This window comes from Streptomyces sp. NPDC060002 (assembly GCF_042737245.1).
GTDB lineage: Bacteria > Actinomycetota > Actinomycetes > Streptomycetales > Streptomycetaceae > Streptomyces.
Map to the genome: position 1 here is coordinate 100,615 of NZ_JBHWUW010000012.1, position 17,660 is coordinate 118,274.

Here is a 17,660-nt window from a genome sequence, read left to right on the forward strand (position 1 = left end):
GTCCTGCTGGCACCGCTCGACGAGCCCCGTCTCGACGGCCACACCGTCGAGGTCATCAGCGGCGACACCCCGATCGCCGACGCAGTGGAGGCCCACGCCGAGCGCTGAACGTCCACGTCCTACTTCGATTCCCCCCTATCACCGGCGTTGCCCCGCCCGGCGATGCCCCCCGATGAAAGAGAACCACTGTGAGCACTCTGTTCACCCCCCTCAAGCTGCGCTCCCTCCAGATACCCAACCGGGTCTGGATGTCCCCGATGTGCACGTACTCCGCCGCCCCCGCCGGCCCCGAGACCGGCGCGCCGACCAACTTCCACCTCGCCCACCTGGCCTCGCGTGCCGTCGGCGGCGCGGGCCTGGTCATGGCCGAGGCCACCGGCGTACGGCCCGACGGGCGCATCAGCCCCTGGGACCTCGGCCTGTGGAACGACCGCCAGCAGGAGGCCTTCGCCCGCATCACCGACGCCATCAAGGCCCACGGTGCCGTCCCCGCCATCCAGCTCGCGCACGCCGGGCGCAAGGCATCGGTGGACAAGCCCTGGCTGTCCGACCGGTACGTACCCGGGACCGAGGGTGGCTGGCAGCCCGTGGCGCCCAGCGCGATCGCGTACGACGGACTGGCCGTCCCGCACGAGCTGACCGTGGACGAGATCCAGCAGCTGGTACGCGACTTCGCCGACTCCGCCCTGCGTGCCCTGGCGGCCGGATTCCAGGTGGCCGAGGTGCACGGCGCCCACGGCTATCTGATCAACTCCTTCCTCTCCCCGGCCTCCAACCACCGCACCGACGCCTACGGCGGCGGCTTCGAGAACCGGATCCGTTTCGCCCTGGAGGTCGTCGACGCGGTCCGCGCGGTGTGGCCCGAGGACCTGCCGGTCTTCTTCCGCACCTCGGCCACCGACTGGCTGACCGAGAACCCCGAGGACAGCCGCGAGGGCTGGACCGGTGAGGACACCGTCCGCCTGGCCAAGGAACTGACGGCCCACGGGGTCGACCTGCTCGATGTGTCCACCGGCGGCATGGTCCGCGACGCCAAGATCGTCGCCGGGCCCGGCTATCAGGTGCCCTTTGCCGCCCAGGCCCGCCAGGCCACCGGCATCCCCACCGGCGCGGTCGGCATCATCACCGACCCGCACCAGGCCGAGGAGATCGTCACCTCCGGGCAGGCCGACGCCGTCCTGCTCGGCCGCGAACTGCTGCGCGACCCCTACTGGGCGCAGCACGCCGCTCTCGAGCTCGGTGTCGAGCCCCGCTGGCCGGACCAGTACGCCTACGTCGTCAAGCGCGCACCAAGCCGGCCGCGAACCCCGTGACCGGGCCCTGCGCGAACGCGTCGATGACTGCCCGCCCTAAGCGCGCTGTCGCGCACTCGGTGGGCCGTGCACACGTCCGCATCCGTCACCCCGCTTCCAGCGTCAGGCGGACATGCTCCGTGTCGCCGCGGATCTTGGCGAAGCGGCGGCCGTCGGTCTGGATCTGGATGCCGCAGTGACCAGCATGGGGCACCGTCTGCTGGGCCGCACCGGCCTGTCGGTCGGCAAGATGTGCCTGGGCACGATGATGTTCGGCCCGTGGGGCAACTCGCCCTCCGACGAGTCCAGCCGGATCATCCACAGCGCGCTGGACGCCGGCATCAACTTCATCGACACCGCCGACGTCTACTCGCACGGCGAGTCCGAGGCGATCGTCGGACGGGCGGTCAAGGGCCGCAGGGACAACGTGGTGTCGGCCACCAAGTTCCACAACCCCTCATCACCCACCACGAGATCGTCCCCGCCGTCAACCAGATCGAGACGCACGTGTTCTTCCAGCGGGCGGGCGAACAGAAGCTGATGCGTGAGTACGGCGTCCAGCACGAGTCCTGGGGACCGCTCGCCGAAGGCGGTCAGGGCTTCTTCGACAACCCCGTGCTCGGCGACATCGCCCGCGCCCACGACAAGTCCGTCGCGCAGATCGCCCTTCGCCGGCTCGTCCAGCGCGAGATCGTCGCGATCCCGAAGTCGGTGCGGCCCGAACGCATGGCAGCCGGGAACCTCGCCAATGCCGGATTCGACGCACCCCACGACGCGGAACTGCAGTGCGGAACCATCAACCTCGACGCCCTCACCTCGCACTCCCGGCACCACTGATAGGGGGCACGGGTGTTGCCACCGACGGACGCGCTCCGGATGGGCAGCCCGACCTCGCCCGGTTTCCCCGGGACGTAGTCGACGTTGTGCCCAGGGGGCCCTTCGACGTGATCGACGCCGGCCGCGAGCTGGACACCTGACTGCGCCGAGTTTTGCGGCTCCGGTCGGCACCGTCGTAACGGCCCGGCTGCCGGTCGCGTACGGGAGTGTCGCAGGGGGCGGTGCGGGCGGTGTCTCTGCGGGCGATCTTCACGAGGGCGAGGAGTCCCACGACGATGAGACCGAAGATGTTGATGGTCATCATCGTCTCGTTGAGTGCCGCGGTGTCCCAGGCCGCTCGCGTTCATCCACGGGATGCGCCGCTACGGCGTGGGCCGGTTAATGACCTTCTTTGTGGTCACCTTCGTCGTCAGCAACTTCTTCGAGAACCTCGGCATCTCCGCCGGGTTCCCGTTCGGTGACTACCACTACACCGGGAGCCCTCAGCTCCTGCAGGTCCCGATACAGATCGGACCGATCCACTTCGGCCTCGGCTACCTGGCCTGGCCGACGTCCTCCGCCCTGCTCGACAACGCGGACTCCCGTCTGGGGCGGGGCAACGGGCGCACGGGGACCATCAAGACCTTCGCCCTCCCCGCACTTGCCGCCGCCTTCACGTCCTTGCCGAGGGGGCCGACCTCACACTGGTGGACGCGGGACTGCCCGCGCACCACGGCCGGCCGGCCGCAGCACTGGATGGCATCGGACGGTCCGTGCGGGACGTGCGAGCCGTCATCCTCACCCACGCCCACCTCGATCATGTCGGCCTGGCCGAGCGACTGCGTCACGCACGACACGGCGCAGGCGTGAATGTCGCTGGAGGCATTGACCTCGTTGGCGCGGACCTGGTGCTGCCAGGTCACGGAGACCCGTTCCACGGGCCGTCGCCGATGCCGTGGCACAAGCTCGACACACCCCGTCCTGATCTGGCGTTTCCAAGGTTTCTGACCGACGCGGGGCGTCAGCGTGAGGAACGGCGCCGTGAAGGACGGGCCACCCGCGACAGCGGCGCAGACTGCTTGCCGCGGACGCCGTGATGCGAGGCGGTCCCGTTCGTCGCCCAGATCCAGGGCTGACCAGGGCGAATGAGTGCGTCATGCCGCAGCGGCGGGTTTGGTTCGTCGCGTCCAAGGAGGGGCACCCCGGAGCGTCAGGCGCTGTCGCAGTCGGTGTAGGGCTCCACGCGGCCGACGCTCTCCTTGAGGACGAGGTCGATCAGTCCGGGGAAGCGCTGGTCCAGTTCTTCCTTGCGCAAAGTGTTGATGCGGCGGGTGCCGACGTCGCGCTGCCGGATGACGCCGGCCTCGCGCAGGACGCGAAAGTGGCGGGTGAGCACGGACGCGGTGACGTCCCGGTTGAAACCACTGCAGGCCAGACCGGGTGAGGCAGCAAGAGTGACGACGATGGTGAGCCGGAGCTCGTCGGTCAGTGCGCTCATGATCTTGAAGAGGTCGAAGTCTTCCACGGCGGGGTGGACAAGGGGGGACGACGTGCGGCTGGCCATGAAGGAAGGGTACGCCCGACATCATGTTCGCGTTCACGCGTACATGGGCTACAGTGAAGAAGCGAAATGACCTTCATCCCGTTATCCACCGCATTGCAAGAGGACGCCCATGCCTGTCAACACTTCAGAACTTTCGCCTGCTCCGTCGCTTTTCTCCCCTGTCACCCTTGGGAAGATCGAGCTCGCCAACCGCATCGTCATGGCGCCGCTGACCCGGGTCAGGGCCGGTACCTCCGGCATCCCCGGGGACCTGATGGTGGAGTACTACCGGCAGCGGGCGAGCGTCGGACTGATCATCACCGAGGGCACCTACCCCGACCACGCATCGCAGGGATGGGTCGGCGAGCCGGGCATCGCCACCGAGGAGCAGGCGGCCGGCTGGCAGCGGGTGACCGAGGCGGTGCACGCCCAGGGCGGCCGCATCGTCATGCAGATCATGCACGCCGGCCGCGCCGCACACCCCGACATCAACGGTGGCCGGCGCGTCCTGGCTCCCAGTGCGACCGCCATCGACGGCAAGGTGTTCACGGAGAAGGGCGAGCAGCCCTTCCCCACGCCGGAAGCGATGACCACCGCAGAGGCCCGGACAGCCCTGGAGAACTTCGTCACCGCTGCCCGCAGGGCCGTCGAGGCGGGAGCGGACGGCGTGGAAATCCACGGCGCCAACGGCTACCTGCTCCACCAGTTCCTCTCCCCGGCGGCCAACCAGCGCACCGATGAGTACGGCGGCTCGCCGCAGAACCGGGCTGGCTTCGTCGTCGACGTGGTCACGGAGGTCGCCAAGGCCATCGGTCCGGAGCGGGTCGGGCTGCGGATCTCGCCGGAGATCAGCATCGGCGACGTCTTCGAGACCGACCGGGACGACGTCCTCGCCACCTACGGCACCCTCGTGGACCGACTGCGCCCGCTGGGCCTGGCCTACCTTTCCGTGCTGCACAGCGAGCCGGGCGGCGAACTGGTGCAGGAGCTGCGCCGGCGCTTCGACGGCAAGCTGATCGTCAACAGCGGCTTCCTCGGGGGCCAGACCACTCGCGAGGACGCGATGCAGCGGATCGAGGCCGACCACGCCGACGCCGTGGTCGTCGGCCGGGCCCTGATCGCCAACCCCGACCTGGTCGAACGCTGGCAGAACGGGCACCCCGAGAACGAGCCGCGGCCGGAACTCTTCTACGCGCCGAGCGCGGAAGGCTACACCGACTACCCCTTCCTCCAGGCGGATTGAGGCCCACGGTCACGCCTGTCCCTACCGCAGCCCACCCCGCATGACGACGGTCAGCGGGAGGACCGACGCCGCCTACGTGTGGAACAACGACCACGACACCGCCACCCTGCGCGACGACGACCTGGTGCTGGTCCTCGAAGTCGCCGGCGTCGGCGATCCCGAGGGTGTGCTGGACGATCGGGACCGACGGCGCGCAGGGTGGTGGCGTGGTGGAGGGGGTCACCACGCCACGGGTCACCACGCCACGCAAGGCGGGCGTTGCGAGGTGGCGGTGTCAGTGGGTGGTGAGCATGCCCTCGCGGAGCTGGGTCAGGGTGCGTGACAGCAGGCGGGAGACGTGCATCTGGGAGACGCCGAGCCGTTCGCCGATCTGGGCCTGGGTCAGTTCCTCCACGAACCTCCAGTGCAGGATCCTGCGCGAGCGCTCGTCGAGGTCGGCGATCATCGGGGCGAGTACGTGGAAGTCCTCCACCAGTTCCAGCGCGCTGTCGTCGTGGCCGATGAAGTCGGACAGGGCCGACTCGCCGTCCTCGCTGTTGTTGATGGCGGCGTCCAGGGAGGAGGAGCGGTAGCCGTTGGAGGCCAGCCGCGCCTCGATGACCTCCTTCTCCTCCAGGTTCATCAGCTGGGCCAGCTCCGCCACGGTCGGGGTGCGGCCCAGGCGGCTGTGCAGTTCCTCGGTGGCGCGCGCCAGCTGGACGCGGGCCTCCTGAAGGCGGCGCGGAACGTGCACGGCCCAGGTGGTGTCCCGGAAGAACCGCTTGATCTCGCCCACTATGTAGGGGATCGAGAAGGAGGTGAACTCCACCTCGCGGGAGAGCTCGAAACGGTCGATGGCCTTGATCAGGCCGATCACGCCGACCTGGACGATGTCCTCCATCTCCTCCGGGTCCCGGCTGCGGAAGCGGGAGGCCGCGTAGCGGACCAGGGAGATGTTCATCTCGATCAGCGTGTTGCGCGCGTACTGGTGCTCCGGCGTGCCCTCTTCCAGCACCGTGAGCTGCTGGAAGAACAGGCGGGTGAGCTCACGCGCGTCCTTCGGAGCGACTTTCGAGGGGTCCGGGACCTCCGGCAGTTCAGCGCACTGCGCCTCCGCCGTCGTCATTGCCGTATCCGTAACCATGTGTCCCTCCCCTGTCGCCCCTGCTGCCACGGTCGCGTCTACCCCTTCTCCCCACCTTCATGCCTACTTCTTCGGCGGGGGCGAATCGCCCAGGAGTGCTGCGCCGGCACCGCTGCGCAGGCTCCCTCGAGTTCTGTCTGCGGCGCCCCCGCGTGGGTTTGTGAAGAAGCTGCGCAGGGTGGGGGGTGCTGAGGGGCTGTGCAGGACTGGTGGGCGCAGCCTGAGAGAGTTGCGGCTATGGATATCGATCGCAGGAACAACGTCACTGTCACCGGTAACCCGCAGGGGCCGACGGTGGTGCTGGCTCACGGGTTCGGCTGTGATCAGAACATGTGGCGGCTGACGGTGCCGGCTCTGGTCGAGGACTACCGGGTAGTGCTCTTCGACTACGTGGGTTCGGGCCGTGCTGAGCCGTCCGCTTTCTCGGATGACCGTTACGCCTCGCTCGGCGGCTACGCCCGGGACGTGGTGGAGGTGTGCGAGGCGCTGGACCTGCGCGACGCGGTGTTCGTGGGCCACTCGGTCAGCGCGATGATCGGGGTGCTGGCCGCCGACAGGGCTCCGGAGCGCATCGGCGCCTTGGTGATGGTCGCTCCGTCTCCTCGCTACATCGACGACGAGGGCTATCGGGGCGGGTTCAGCGCGGAGGACATCGACGAGCTGCTGGCCTCACTGGAGTCGAACTATCTGGGCTGGTCGGCGGCGATGGCTCCGGTGATCATGGGGAACGCGGAGCGGCCCGAGCTCGGTGAGGAGCTGACGAACAGCTTCTGCGCCACCGACCCGGACATGGCGCGCGTCTTCGCCCGGACCACGTTCCTGTCGGACTCCAGAGACGACCTGAAGAGCGTGCGGGTGCCGACGCTGGTGCTGGAATGCACCCAGGACGTCATCGCCCCCCGCGAGGTCGGCGCCTTCGTCCACCAGGCGATCCCCGGCTCGAAGCTGGTTACGCTCGACGCGACCGGGCACTGCCCGCATCTGTCCGCGCCCGAGGCCACCAACGAAGCAATCACCGGCTTCCTGGCGGGCCTGCACTGATGTGCCGCACCGGGCAGCAGCCCGACCCGCACGGCACAAGCAAGGAGAAAACAGCGAATGCGGTGTTCGCCGCCTTGCTGGAGGACAGCGCCGAGGAACTGTACGAGAACGCGCCGTGCGGGTATCTGTCCACACTCATGGACGGCACCATCGCGAAGATCAACATCACACTGCTGGACTGGCTCGGCCTGGAGCGGGAGGCGATGGTGGGCCGGATGCGGTTCACCGACCTGCTGACCGTGGGCGGCAAGCTGTACCACGAGACGCACTTCGCGCCGCTGCTGCGCATGCAGGGCAAGCTCGGCGGCATCGCCCTGGAGATCAAACAGGCCGGCGGTGCCCGGATACCGGTACTGGTCTCCTCCGTGGTCAAGCACGGCGGTACCGGCGAGCCGCTACTCATCCGCACCACCGTCTTCGACGCCCGCGACCGCCGCGCCTACGAGCAGGAACTCCTGCGAGCCCGGAAAGCCGCCGACGAAGCACGCAGACAGGCCGAGACCGACCGCGCCCGGCTGCAGGACGCCCTCGCGGTGCTCCAGCAGTCACTGCTGCCCGCCACCCTGCCCCACGTGCCCGGAGTAGAGGCGGCCGTCCACTACCGCACAGCCTCCCCCGACCGGCTCGGCGGCGACTTCTACGACCTCTTCCCCGTCGACAACAAGCGCTTCGCGTTCTTCCTCGGGGATGTGTGCGGCAAGGGCCCCAAAGCCGCCGCCGTGACCTCTCTGACCCGCTACACCCTGCGCGCCGCCGCTGTGCACGACCCCGACCCCGTCGCCGCCCTGACCACGCTCAACAGGGTGCTCCACGAGCGTTACGCAGGCAGCGGCGATCCGCGCTACTGCACCGTCATCTTCGGCACCCTCGACCCCGATCCAGTCACCGGGCAGGTCACCGTCCGACTCGCTGCGGGCGGCCACCCCCCGGCGCTCGTACTGCGGGCCGGCGGCACAGCCGACTTCCTGCCCACCCCCGGCGGCTTCCTCGTCGGCGCCCTGCCCGACGCGCGCTTCGCCACCGCCACCGCCGTCCTCGCCCCCGGCGAGACCCTCCTTCTCTACACCGACGGCCTCACCGAGGCCCGCACCGGCAAAGACCGCACCACCTTGTACGGGGACGAGGCCCTGCGGGACTTCACAGCCGGCCACGCCGACAAGCCCCCGCATGCCCTCATCCAGGCCCTGACCGGCTTGCTGGACGAGTTCGGCGACGGCCTCGACGACGACACCGCCCTGCTCGCCCTCGGCATCCCCACATCCACCCCCGACCCGAGGACGAAAGACACCGAATGAGTCCGCTGAAGATCACCACCCGAGACGCCATGACCGGTCCCGTTCTGGAGATCCTCGGCGAACTCGACTACACCAACGCCACCGAACTGCCGGACCTGCTCACGACGATCCTTCTACAGCCAGGACAGCGCCTCGTCCTGGACTTGGCAGGCCTGGAATTCTGCGACTCCAGCGGCATCAGCGCCCTGATCGCCGCCCGCAATCTCGCCCACGCCGCCCAGGCCGACATCGCCCTCGCCGCAGTTCCTGCCCATACCCTGCGCGTGCTGCGTATCGTCGGCCTCGACCAGATCTTCTCCCTCCACCCCGACAGCGACGCCGCTACCCAGCCCTGATCCACAGAGCGTGCCATCAGATGGCGGTGTCGGGAGCGGTGTGTGTGGCAGGCATCCGGGTACGCGACAGAACGGAGAAGTCAAAAACACCGAAGAGCGTGAATGCGACGAAAGAGCACCGTATGGTCATCCCGCTGAGGAAGCAGACGGCAGATGAGCAGGGTAAGGATGAGGGCGATCCGTTGCGCTACGGCGCGATCTGGGGGGATGGCGCGGCCCGCGCCGCAGACGCCCGCCAGGCCCTGCGCGCCTTCCTCGGCCACGCCCCGCGAACCGGCCGCACAGCAGTGCCGACTGCCCTGGCAGCCGACGCCGAACTCGCCGCCAGTGAGCTGGTCACCAACGCCCTTCTGCATGCTCCGGGCCCCTGTGGGATGACCTTGCAGTTGTCCAGCGACGAGTTGACGATCACCGTGTGGGACAGTTCCACCGAGAAGCCGACGGCGAGGACGGCTGACCCGCGCCGCATCGGCGGCCATGGGATGCACCTGGTGCACACGGTCAGCGACAGAGTCGTCGTGGCACTTCGCGAAACGGGAAAACGGATCACCGCCCATCTGTCCCTGACACCGAGCCAGAGCACCGTCAGTCTCGGCGGAATGGCCCTTTCGGGCTGAACACCACCGTCACCGGTCGTAGCTGGCAGCGAAGACAGCCGCTGATCTCGGCGGTCGACAAGCGCACCACCACCCGCGTGGCCGCCACATCACCGGAAACGCGATAACGGCCAGGAGGCGGTGGCACTCGGGACGTTGTACTCCCTCAGCGACTCCAGCCAGCCTTCCGGTCTGGTTACACCGTTGATCGGCCAGTCCCGCGCGAGGGAGACGCGCGTGAGCAGGGGTGGGGCAGTCAGCCTCCGGGGCTCTTCGCCGCGGGCAGGGGCCACTGCGCGCGGGAGGTCGTCATTCCGGGTCTCCATACAGGGGCGACGTTTCCAGTACGCCTGCCCCGGACTGGACGACGCGCACGCCGCCGACCAAGCGGTGTTCGGCGGAGAACCGGTCCGGCCGGTCCGCTTGCTCGATGTCGCTCACCGTCTCCTCGACTGCGCTTGGGCCTGCCCCGGGATACGGGGTGCACGGACGATTCTGCCCCACCGCCCGGACCCCATGCACGCAGGTGACCGCGCCGAATAACATGCCTCTGACATGGATGACGGGATCGGGGGTAGTGGCGCGCTCGTGAACGGTGAATGAGGGCGACGCCAGAGGCATCCCATGACGACGATGACGGCGGTCCGGCGCCGGATGAGTACCTGATACGCGCCGACTACGCCCTCAGCGGAGGCGACGGCTGCATCGCAGACGCCCGTCGGCACGCCCTCGCCTTCCTCGACCAGGCCGAAGCCGACTACCCCCTGTCGGTGCCCGCCCGCACGAGGGACCTGACCCAGCTGGTGGTCAGTGAACTGGTCACCAACGCCCTCAAGTACGCCCCCGGCCCGGTCCTGGTGGAACTGCGCATCACCGCCCGCGTCGTGAACGTCGTCGTGTGGGACAGCGACCCCACGGTGCCGGCGGCCCGGGTCGCCGATCCCGGCCGGATCGGCCAGCACGGACTGGAGATCGTCAAGGCCATCACCGAAGCCCTCTTCGTCGAGCAGCAGCCGGTCGGCAAATGCATCACGGCCCGTATCGCCCTGACCGACACACCCAGCAGCGGCACCGCCCGCCGCTGACAAGCAGTCACCCCAGGCGGATCCGGTCGGGCGTGGATCTGCACGGAGCGAGGAACGGGGGAGCGAGCTCCCGTACGCGTGTCCCTGAGCCGGGACGGGAGTTCGTGGGTCTTGTCCCTGCTCGGGGACCGCGACTCGTGCAGTTTGTCGGCCCCTGGCCGGGACTCTTCAGCAGGGGAGGGCGGCCTCGAGCGTGGGGTACATCGGCATGAGGTCGTCCAGGCCGACAAGGTGCAGGAGCCGCCGCACGGGCGGGGGAACGCTGGCCAGGCGGAGCCAGCCGTCGCTCATCTGGGCGGCACGATGGGCGCGGATGAGGAAGGAGATGCCGCTGCAGTCCATGAACGTGACGTTTTCGAAGTCGATGACAGTGCAGGGGGCGCATCGGTCGCCTGCGCCGCTGTCGAACGCCCAGCCCGCGAAGGCCACGCTGTTGTAGTCGATCTCTCCGCGCAGCGTCAGGACGTGCACGCCGGCTGGAGTGGTGTGCTGGGAGACGGCCAGGGGGGATACGTGCATGTGACCACCTTGTTCTTCCTCCGGCGAGCCACGCACGGAGTCGGTGTCCTGACCCCACGCAAGCGCATGGCGCTTGCAACGTCAACAAAATCCGGGTTCGTATACCCGCCACTCCATGGGAAGGCGCGCAGGGGTGACGAGTACGTGAGGCCTCACCGGGCGGGGCTGTCCCCGTTGAAGGACGCGAGACCCGTACGGCCCGACGACGCGGCGTCTGCTGGGCGGCCGGGCCGGCAGCACGGCCGCCGGCCGCGCCCGGCCGGCCGGTGCGAGGCGCGGGTGCCGCTGGGGTCCGGTGGTTGGAGGGCAGGTTCCGCTGCTTCACCGGGCCCCAGCTATGGAGTCTGGTGCCCGGTGAAGGTGGTGGTTACACGGTTTGTCCGAAGGGATGTCCTGAGGTGGGACATGGCTGTGGGCCCCGGGTGTTCCCGGGGCCCACAGGGCCGGTTACTGGTGTGGTGGGGTTACCAGCGGTACCAGCGGCCCTTGCGGCCGCCGGTGCCCGCGCTGCGCATCACGAAGCCCAGCAGCCACACCACCAGCACGATCACTGCGATCCACCACAGTGCCTTCAGCGCGAAACCCGCGCCGAAGAGGATCAGAGCCAACAGAAGAACGAGAAGCAGGGGAACCATAGTAATCAACCTCCGTTGCTCCTTGTGCCCGGGGAATCAAAGAACACGCGGCCGGTTTCCCTGGTTTCTCCACTGCCTCTGCGGGCACTCGACGCGCTTTCACCACCAAACTTCCTCGCGCGTCCATGTCGCGCCATCGTGCGCTGCGGGTCACATCGTGGCTGCCAGGTGCGGCAGCTTCCCGCAGCCGCTCGCGTACGCAGTACATCGGGGTTGGCCCCGGCGCCAGGGCGCTCTGGAGCAGCCATGTCGGTGGTACTGGCTCACCGACGCCTTCACCGGCAGTGCTGCCCTGCACAGCGTCCGAGCCCTCGACGAGCGCCAACCGTGTACGGGCTCGCCGGGCGACTGGCCGACTCGCGAAGAAGGGGGCGCGCTACCGCGTGTCCGCTCTGCCGGGGGCAGCCTGTCACCGTGCGTACTCAGGGCTCCATTGGGCAGCCTCGACAGCCGTGCGCAGTTCCTCCTGTGTGGCCTTCGGGGCGACGCCGTCCTGTACCGCCGCTGTCGCTGCGGCCATCGCGATTTCCCGGGCAGCGTCCCGCATCTCCCGCAGCGGCGGCAGCAGGGGCACGGGGGCCTCACTGTCCTGGGGGGCGAACCGGGCGGCGCAGTCACCGACCGCGCGGGCGGCGGCCACCATCATGCGGTCCGTGACCCGGGTGGCCCGGCTTGCGGTGACCGCCAGGCCGATGGCGGGGAACACGTACACGTTGTTCGCCTGGGCGACCGGCGCCTCGCGGCCGTCCACCGTCACCGGCGGGAACGGGGAACCCGTGGCGACCAGAACCTTGCCGTCCGTCCAGCGCACGAGGTCGGCGGGGTCGGCCTCGGCATGGGAGGTCGGGTTGGACAGTGGGAAGATCACCGGGCGCTCGCAGGAGGCCGCCATCCGCCGCACGATCTCCTCCGTGAAGGCGCCGTGCGCAGTGGAGAGCCCGATCAGCACGGTCGGCTCGACCCGGTCCACCACCTCGGCCAGGCTGTACGACTCCTGCTCGTCATCGCGGGCGTAGACCCGCTGCTCGTCGGTCAAGCCGTCACGGGAGCCGGTCAGCAGCCCATCGACGTCCACGAACCAGAATCGGGAGGCGGCCTCCGCTTGCGGCATACCGTCGTCGACCAGAGCGCTGCGGATCATGTCGGCCACGCCGACCGCGGCGGAACCCGCGCCGAGGATCACGATCCGCTGGTCGGCGAGCCGGGTCCGCGTCACCCGCACGGCCGTCGTCAGTGCGCCGAGCGCGACGGCCGCGGTGCCCTGGATGTCGTCGTTGAAGGTCAGCAGCCGGTCCTGGTAGCGGGTAAGAATGCGCCGGGCGTGTGCCGTGGCGAAGTCCTCCCACTGCAACAAAGTCCCCGGCATCTCGGCCTCCACGGCCGCGACCAGCGCCTCCACCAGCTCGTCGTACTCGGCCCCGGTCACCCTGCGCGCGCGGCGGCCCAGGTAATGCGGGTTGTCGAGCAGTTCCTCGTTGTCCGTCCCGGCGTCCAGCAGGATCGGCAGCGTACGAGCGGGGTGGATGCCCCCGATCGCCGTGTAGAGGCTCAGCTTGCCGATCGGGATACCCATGCCGCCAACCCCCTGGTCGCCCAGGCCGAGAATGCGCTGGCCGTCGGTGACGACGACGACGTCCACGTCCTTGTGCGGGCGGTTGCGCAGGATCTCCCGGAAACGGTGCCGGTCCTCGTACGACAGGAACAGCCCCCGTGGGCGGCGGTAGATCTCACTGAAGCGGCGGCATGCCTCCCCGACCGTCGGGGTGTAGACGACGGGCAGCATCTCCTCCAGGTGGCGGGTGACCAGCCGATGGAACAGCACCTCGTTGGTGTCCTGGAGCTGGCGCAGGTAGATGTGCCGGTTCAGCGGCTTGTCGTAGCCGACGAACGCCGCATACGCGCGATCGGCCTGGTCGTCCAGCGTCTCCACCGCGGACGGCAGCAACCCGTCAAGGCCGAACTCCGCTCGCTCCGTCGCGCTGAACGCGGTCCCCTTGTTGCGCAGAGGGTCAGACAGAAGCGCGGTGCCCTGTGTGCCATGCGAATCGTTCCGTGTCATACCTCCTCGCCTGCCCGGCATGCCCTTGTTCTCATACCAAGCTGTCGGCAAGGCGTTGGCAAGGAACGGTGCTGATCGTGCCGACCCGCATGACGGCCTCCGTCTCGCCGCCACCCCGGTTACGGAACGGGCGGGCGGCGAAGCTGACAGCGAGGCAACGCTCCATGGTCATAAACCGTCTCGTCAACCGAGATGGCGCTGAGTCGGTGCCCATCAGGAACGGAGCGAATCGTGTTGATCGGCTTGCTGACCGCCGTTGCGGCATCCGTCTGTTACGGCACAGGCTCAGTCCTGCAAGCCATCGGGTCCCGCAGGTCCGCGCGGAGCGGTGCGGCCACCACTGCCTGCACCCAGTACGGGGGGCCCAGCCTCTCCTCCACCGCGAAGGCCGCGATGACCTGGGAATTCGTCGTCGGTACCGTCCTGGACTTCGTGGGCTTCGCACTGGGCGCACTCGCTGCTCGGCTACTTCCCCTGTTCCTGTCGCAAACCGTGATCAGCGCCAACCTGATCATCACCGCCGTGCTGAGCGTCAGGCTTCTCCGCATCCGGCTGACTCGCGCCGAGTGGACGTCCGTCGGCGTGGTCTGTGTGGCGCTCGTTCTGCTCGCGACGGCGGCGGGGGAGGAGGGCAGTGGACACGGCATCCCGATCGCCACGCACTGGTGGCTCCTGGCGATCTCGCTTGCTCTGATCGTGGGCGGCACGCTCGCGGTACGCCTCCTCGGTCCCCGCGCCGCGATCCTTGCCGGACTGCTGTCCGGACTCGGTTTCGGCGCGCTCGGCGTGGGCGTCCGTGTCCTGAACGGCGTGACCCCCTTCGATCCGGCCGCCATGCTGACGGATCCCGCCCTGTACGCGATCGTGACGGCCGGCGTGGGTGGGATGTACCTGCACACCGTCGCCTTGCAGATCGGTTCGGTCAACGGGGCCACGGCGGCCCTGGTCGTCGGCGAGACCGTGTTGCCGGGCGCAATCGGCGTGCTCTGGCTCGGCGACGCCTCACGGGCTGGTCTCGCCTGGATGGCGATGCTCGGCTTCGTCCTGGCGGTGGCAGGCGCGGTCGCGGTGGCATGGTTCGGCGGGCCTGAGGCGCACGTGGAGGAGCAGCCGCAGCAGGCGGCAGAACTGACTCCCACGCGCTGAACACCCGACTCAGGCGGGCGGTACGGCCCGTGAGGATCTGACCCATGCGGAGTGGGATCGACTGGAGTCGTTCCTCCCTCGCGGCGGTTCGCGTGGGGGCCGGCGGAGTGATCACCATCGGGTGATCAACAGGGTTCTGACTCCGCCTCACCAGCGCGCGTTCCAGGCGGCCTGGGTCACTCCGTCCGCCAGCAGCCGCTGGAGCACGGGGGTCAACGCCCGGTCGTCTCTGCGGTGCTCCGTCAGTTGCAGTTCTCGCAGCCGGGGCACCTCCAGCAGGGGCGTCCAGTCCTCCACCCGGTCGCAGCCCTGGAGGCTGAGCCGCTCCAGTTCCGGGAAGGCGCCGAGCCCACCGATGTCGGTCAGGTGGCCCAGCCGCAGGGCCATCGTGGTCAGGGCGGTGAGCCGCTTGAGAGGGGAGAGGTCCGGCCAGGGATTTGCGCACGCCTCCAGGTGGGTCACCTGGGCGGGCAGATCCGACACCTGGGGGCAGCCGACCAGGTTCAGCCTCTTCAGTTCGGGCTTCGCCTCCAGGAACGCCAGACTTCGCACCAGGGGCAGGTCCATCAGTTCCAGCCGGGAGACGTGTGATCCGGCGAGTGCGCCGATGTCGGTCAGCAGCGGAAAGCCGTGCAGCACCAGCAGGTCGGCGTCCGGCAGCCCGCCCTTCTCCCCCAGCGTCGTGACCAGGGGCACTTCCCGAAGTTCCAGCTCGCTCAGGGCAGGCAGGTGCCCGATGCCGTGTACCGACTTCACAGCGTGGCAGCCCGTGATCGTCAGCCTCCGCAGCAAGGGGTAGGCACGTATGCCGTCCAAGGTGCGCAGGGACGGGCACCCGATGAACCGCATGCGGTCCATCAGAGGCATGTCGGGCAGCTGTGAGAGGTCGGTGAGCGCGTCCAGACGGAGCGCGTCGAAGTCGCGGAGCCTGGGGAGGTGCGCCAGGGCGGAGAGGTCGGCCAGGGCCGGGCAGTCCAGGGCGCGGAACTTTTCGATGGGTGAGCCCTGCAGCCCTTCGAGGGTGGTGAGATGTGCGCAGTCCTTGACACAGACAGAGGTGAGGCCGGTCGGAGCCGCCAGGCCGCGTACGTCGCGCAGGGCGGAGCAGCCGTCCACCGTCAGTTCGGCCATGCCCGGGTGGGCTCCCAGGCCGGTGAGGGTGGCCAGCTTGCGGCAGTCGGTGATCCGCAGCTCGGTCAGGCCGGTCAGCGCGTGAATGCCCTCCAGGGTGGTCAGCGAGGCACAACTGCTGAGGTCGAGTTCGGTGAGGGCGGGTAACGCCGTGAGACCTTTGAGGTTGCGCAGCCCGGTCCAGCCGAGGTCCAGCGTGGTCAGGCGGGTCAGTCCCCCGAGCTGTCGGGCCTCGCGGAAGGAACGGCAGCCGCGCATGGTGAGGGTGCGCAGGTCAGGAAGGGCCGCGGGCAGTCCGGTGACATCGCACACCTTGGTCATGCTGAGGTCCAGTTCACGCAGGACGCTCAGGGTGAACAGTGGGCGGATGTCGGTGACCTGACGGCAACGGTGCAGATTGAGCCGGGTGAGCGCGGTCAGGGTGCTCAGCGGGGCCAGGTCGGAGATCCCGGCGCAGCCGGTGAGATCGAGGTCCGTGAGGCCGGTGAGCGCGGCAAGGTCGCCGAGGTCGGTGACCTCCTTGCATCGGTCCACGTGGAGTTTGCGGAGCATGGTCAGGTGGCGCAGACCGCGCAGCGACTCGATCCGGCGCAGCCGCAGCTCGGTGCGGCCCTCACGTGCGAAAGCGGGTGCGAGGAGGAGTTCGCAGAAGCGGTCCGGGTCGGCGGCGCGGGGCAGTTCGCGCAGCAGGAGGTCGCCGGCGTAGGCGGCGGTGGGCGCGAAACGGGCGGCGAGGTCGAGGGCGGCCCCGTCGTCGTGAACGGTGAGCAGTTCACGTATCGCCTTGCGCGCGCGTGCGGGGGTGGCGGTGGCGACCAGGCCGCGCAGTTCGCCGATCAGAGGATGGACGCCGGATGCGTCGGCGGAGACGGGGTTCTGGGGTGTCATGGCGTGGAGCATAGGGGCGGGGTACGACAACGAAGATCGAGATGTCATGGGTGAGCTGGCGGTCGTGGCGGGGGCAGCATTGTGCCCACACGGCGGGATGGCTGATGGCGGGGCGGCAGCGCGGATCTCACGCAGGACGGCGGCGGCTTCTGTGTCCGCACCTGTGTGTCGGGGCCGCGTTTGTACGGCGCTGTGCCGGGTCGCGCCTGCTGACGGCCACGACCGTGGCCGAGTTCGTCATAGTGTGTCGTACTCGACGATCCGCGGTATGTCAGTGGCCCATGAGATCAACCACCTGGGCGCGTCCCACCCGTAGAGACCTCCTCGGCTGCTGGGTTCGGCGCGACGTGATGTCCGCCGCAGGCGACAGCGCGGATACGGACACGACGACCCGTAGTTGCGCGACACTCACCAGGGGCTCGGGCCCTGGTGGAAAGCGACACGACGTGCGGGGGACACGATGTCTGCGGAGACAAACCACGTGCGCCGGCTGTTCCTGCTGTCCGCCAATGACGCCTGGTGATGCGCTCCACCGAGCGCGTCGACCTGCTCGCGCCGACGGCAGTCCTCGCGGTACCGCGTCTCCAAGGAAAGGCTCTGCCTCGTTTGGCAGAAAGCGCACCCTCGCGCCGCCGCCTTGTGTAACCCGACTCCGAGACAGCGCGCTTACCAACTGTGCTGGTGCCGCAGGGGGCTGCGACAACCACGTCTACCTGCCGGGCGGTCACGCTGGAGCGCTCCGGTCGGGGAGAACGGCGAGGTCGCGGTGCGGCGCTTCTGCGGGGTGCAGGGCGTTGCCGTACGCGTGCCTCGGTGGCGGTGACGATCACGGGACCGGGCCGATGGTGGTCTTCCGAAGTGCAGCTTTGTCAGGTAGCGGCGTTGGTGATCAGGTTGTGTCATCTGCGCTGTG

Annotated in this window: 18 protein-coding genes and 2 pseudogenes; 13 read left to right on the forward strand and 7 right to left on the reverse strand. The window is 68.9% G+C overall.

Translation table 11 applies throughout. From position 1 onward, the window contains the following. Positions 1-188: 188 nt before the first annotated feature. The 5 genes and pseudogenes from ACFWBD_RS14140 (at position 189) to ACFWBD_RS14160 (ending at position 3,205) form a co-directional block, all read left to right on the forward strand. The gene (locus tag ACFWBD_RS14140; protein WP_385666724.1) at positions 189-1,313 is read left to right on the forward strand and encodes an NADH:flavin oxidoreductase/NADH oxidase; all 1,125 of its coding nucleotides are present in this window, start codon (positions 189-191) and stop codon (positions 1,311-1,313) included. 184 nt (positions 1,314-1,497) lie between these two features. Next, positions 1,498-1,749 (forward strand): annotated as a pseudogene (locus ACFWBD_RS14145) (aldo/keto reductase); the annotation flags it as partial. A 50-nt stretch (positions 1,750-1,799) separates the two neighbouring features. After that, the gene (locus tag ACFWBD_RS14150; RefSeq protein ID WP_385666726.1) at positions 1,800-2,129 is read left to right on the forward strand and encodes a hypothetical protein; all 330 of its coding nucleotides are present in this window, start codon (positions 1,800-1,802) and stop codon (positions 2,127-2,129) included. Positions 2,130-2,483: 354 nt separating this feature from the next. Beyond that, positions 2,484-2,693 (forward strand): annotated as a pseudogene (locus ACFWBD_RS14155) (carotenoid biosynthesis protein); the annotation flags it as partial. A 122-nt stretch (positions 2,694-2,815) separates the two neighbouring features. Continuing rightward, positions 2,816-3,205, forward strand: a complete 390-nt coding sequence (locus ACFWBD_RS14160) for an MBL fold metallo-hydrolase (RefSeq protein WP_385666727.1) — start codon at positions 2,816-2,818, stop codon at positions 3,203-3,205. Between the two features lie 113 nt (positions 3,206-3,318). Here the strand turns inward: ACFWBD_RS14160 and ACFWBD_RS14165 are convergent, their stop codons facing one another. Then, positions 3,319-3,672: an ArsR/SmtB family transcription factor gene (locus tag ACFWBD_RS14165; protein ID WP_385666729.1), complete on the reverse strand. Its 354-nt coding sequence runs from the start codon at positions 3,670-3,672 to the stop codon at positions 3,319-3,321. 109 nt (positions 3,673-3,781) lie between these two features. On the opposite strand from ACFWBD_RS14165, the gene ACFWBD_RS14170 reads away from it, so the two are divergent. Further along, entirely contained in the window at positions 3,782-4,894 is a 1,113-nt protein-coding gene (locus ACFWBD_RS14170; RefSeq protein ID WP_385666730.1) for an alkene reductase, read from the forward strand. Positions 4,895-4,934: 40 nt separating this feature from the next. Beyond that, on the forward strand, positions 4,935-5,216 hold the full coding sequence (locus ACFWBD_RS14175; protein WP_385666732.1) for a hypothetical protein: 282 nt from the start codon (positions 4,935-4,937) through the stop codon (positions 5,214-5,216). On the opposite strand, the gene ACFWBD_RS14180 is transcribed toward ACFWBD_RS14175, so the two are convergent. Next, complete coding sequence (locus tag ACFWBD_RS14180; protein ID WP_385666733.1) at positions 5,169-6,017, reverse strand: RNA polymerase sigma factor SigF; 849 nt, start codon at positions 6,015-6,017, stop codon at positions 5,169-5,171. The genes ACFWBD_RS14175 and ACFWBD_RS14180 overlap by 48 nt on opposite strands. Before the next feature lie 237 nt (positions 6,018-6,254). Here ACFWBD_RS14180 and ACFWBD_RS14185 point away from each other — a divergent pair, with 237 nt between their 5' ends. Genes ACFWBD_RS14185 through ACFWBD_RS14200 form a run of 4 tightly spaced genes read left to right on the forward strand, consistent with a single transcriptional unit; the run spans position 6,255 to position 9,305 of the window. Beyond that, entirely contained in the window at positions 6,255-7,058 is an 804-nt protein-coding gene (locus ACFWBD_RS14185) for an alpha/beta fold hydrolase (protein WP_385666735.1), read from the forward strand. Continuing rightward, complete coding sequence (locus tag ACFWBD_RS14190) at positions 7,058-8,353, forward strand: PP2C family protein-serine/threonine phosphatase (RefSeq protein WP_385666736.1); 1,296 nt, start codon at positions 7,058-7,060, stop codon at positions 8,351-8,353. Before ACFWBD_RS14185 ends, ACFWBD_RS14190 begins: the two co-directional genes overlap by 1 nt. Beyond that, positions 8,350-8,688 (forward strand): STAS domain-containing protein, encoded by a 339-nt coding sequence (locus tag ACFWBD_RS14195; protein WP_385666738.1) that lies wholly within the window; start codon positions 8,350-8,352, stop codon positions 8,686-8,688. The genes ACFWBD_RS14190 and ACFWBD_RS14195 overlap by 4 nt, the downstream gene beginning before the upstream one ends. A gap of 44 nt (positions 8,689-8,732) precedes the next feature. After that, positions 8,733-9,305, forward strand: a complete 573-nt coding sequence (locus ACFWBD_RS14200; RefSeq protein WP_385666740.1) for an ATP-binding protein — start codon at positions 8,733-8,735, stop codon at positions 9,303-9,305. Between the two features lie 288 nt (positions 9,306-9,593). Here the strand turns inward: ACFWBD_RS14200 and ACFWBD_RS14205 are convergent, their stop codons facing one another. After that, entirely contained in the window at positions 9,594-9,725 is a 132-nt protein-coding gene (locus tag ACFWBD_RS14205) for a hypothetical protein (protein WP_385666742.1), read from the reverse strand. Positions 9,726-9,883: 158 nt separating this feature from the next. On the opposite strand from ACFWBD_RS14205, the gene ACFWBD_RS14210 reads away from it, so the two are divergent. Beyond that, a complete protein-coding gene (locus ACFWBD_RS14210) occupies positions 9,884-10,369 on the forward strand; it encodes an ATP-binding protein (protein ID WP_385666744.1) in 486 nt (161 codons plus the stop codon). 168 nt (positions 10,370-10,537) lie between these two features. Here ACFWBD_RS14210 and ACFWBD_RS14215 read toward each other — a convergent pair whose 3' ends face one another. The 3 genes from ACFWBD_RS14215 to ACFWBD_RS14225 all read right to left on the reverse strand — a co-directional run bounded on the left by ACFWBD_RS14215 (position 10,538) and on the right by ACFWBD_RS14225 (position 13,582). After that, positions 10,538-10,888, reverse strand: a complete 351-nt coding sequence (locus ACFWBD_RS14215; protein WP_385666746.1) for an STAS domain-containing protein — start codon at positions 10,886-10,888, stop codon at positions 10,538-10,540. A gap of 464 nt (positions 10,889-11,352) precedes the next feature. Next, positions 11,353-11,523 carry a hypothetical protein gene (locus tag ACFWBD_RS14220; RefSeq protein WP_020131495.1) on the reverse strand — a complete coding sequence of 57 codons (171 nt, stop codon included), beginning with the start codon at positions 11,521-11,523 and terminating at the stop codon, positions 11,353-11,355. 409 nt (positions 11,524-11,932) lie between these two features. Beyond that, positions 11,933-13,582: an NAD-dependent malic enzyme gene (locus ACFWBD_RS14225; RefSeq protein ID WP_385666748.1), complete on the reverse strand. Its 1,650-nt coding sequence runs from the start codon at positions 13,580-13,582 to the stop codon at positions 11,933-11,935. A 231-nt stretch (positions 13,583-13,813) separates the two neighbouring features. On the opposite strand from ACFWBD_RS14225, the gene ACFWBD_RS14230 reads away from it, so the two are divergent. Continuing rightward, a complete protein-coding gene (locus ACFWBD_RS14230; RefSeq protein WP_385666750.1) occupies positions 13,814-14,728 on the forward strand; it encodes a hypothetical protein in 915 nt (304 codons plus the stop codon). 147 nt (positions 14,729-14,875) lie between these two features. On the opposite strand, the gene ACFWBD_RS14235 is transcribed toward ACFWBD_RS14230, so the two are convergent. Further along, positions 14,876-16,747, reverse strand: a complete 1,872-nt coding sequence (locus ACFWBD_RS14235) for a leucine-rich repeat domain-containing protein (RefSeq protein ID WP_385666752.1) — start codon at positions 16,745-16,747, stop codon at positions 14,876-14,878. Positions 16,748-17,660: the final 913 nt, after the last annotated feature.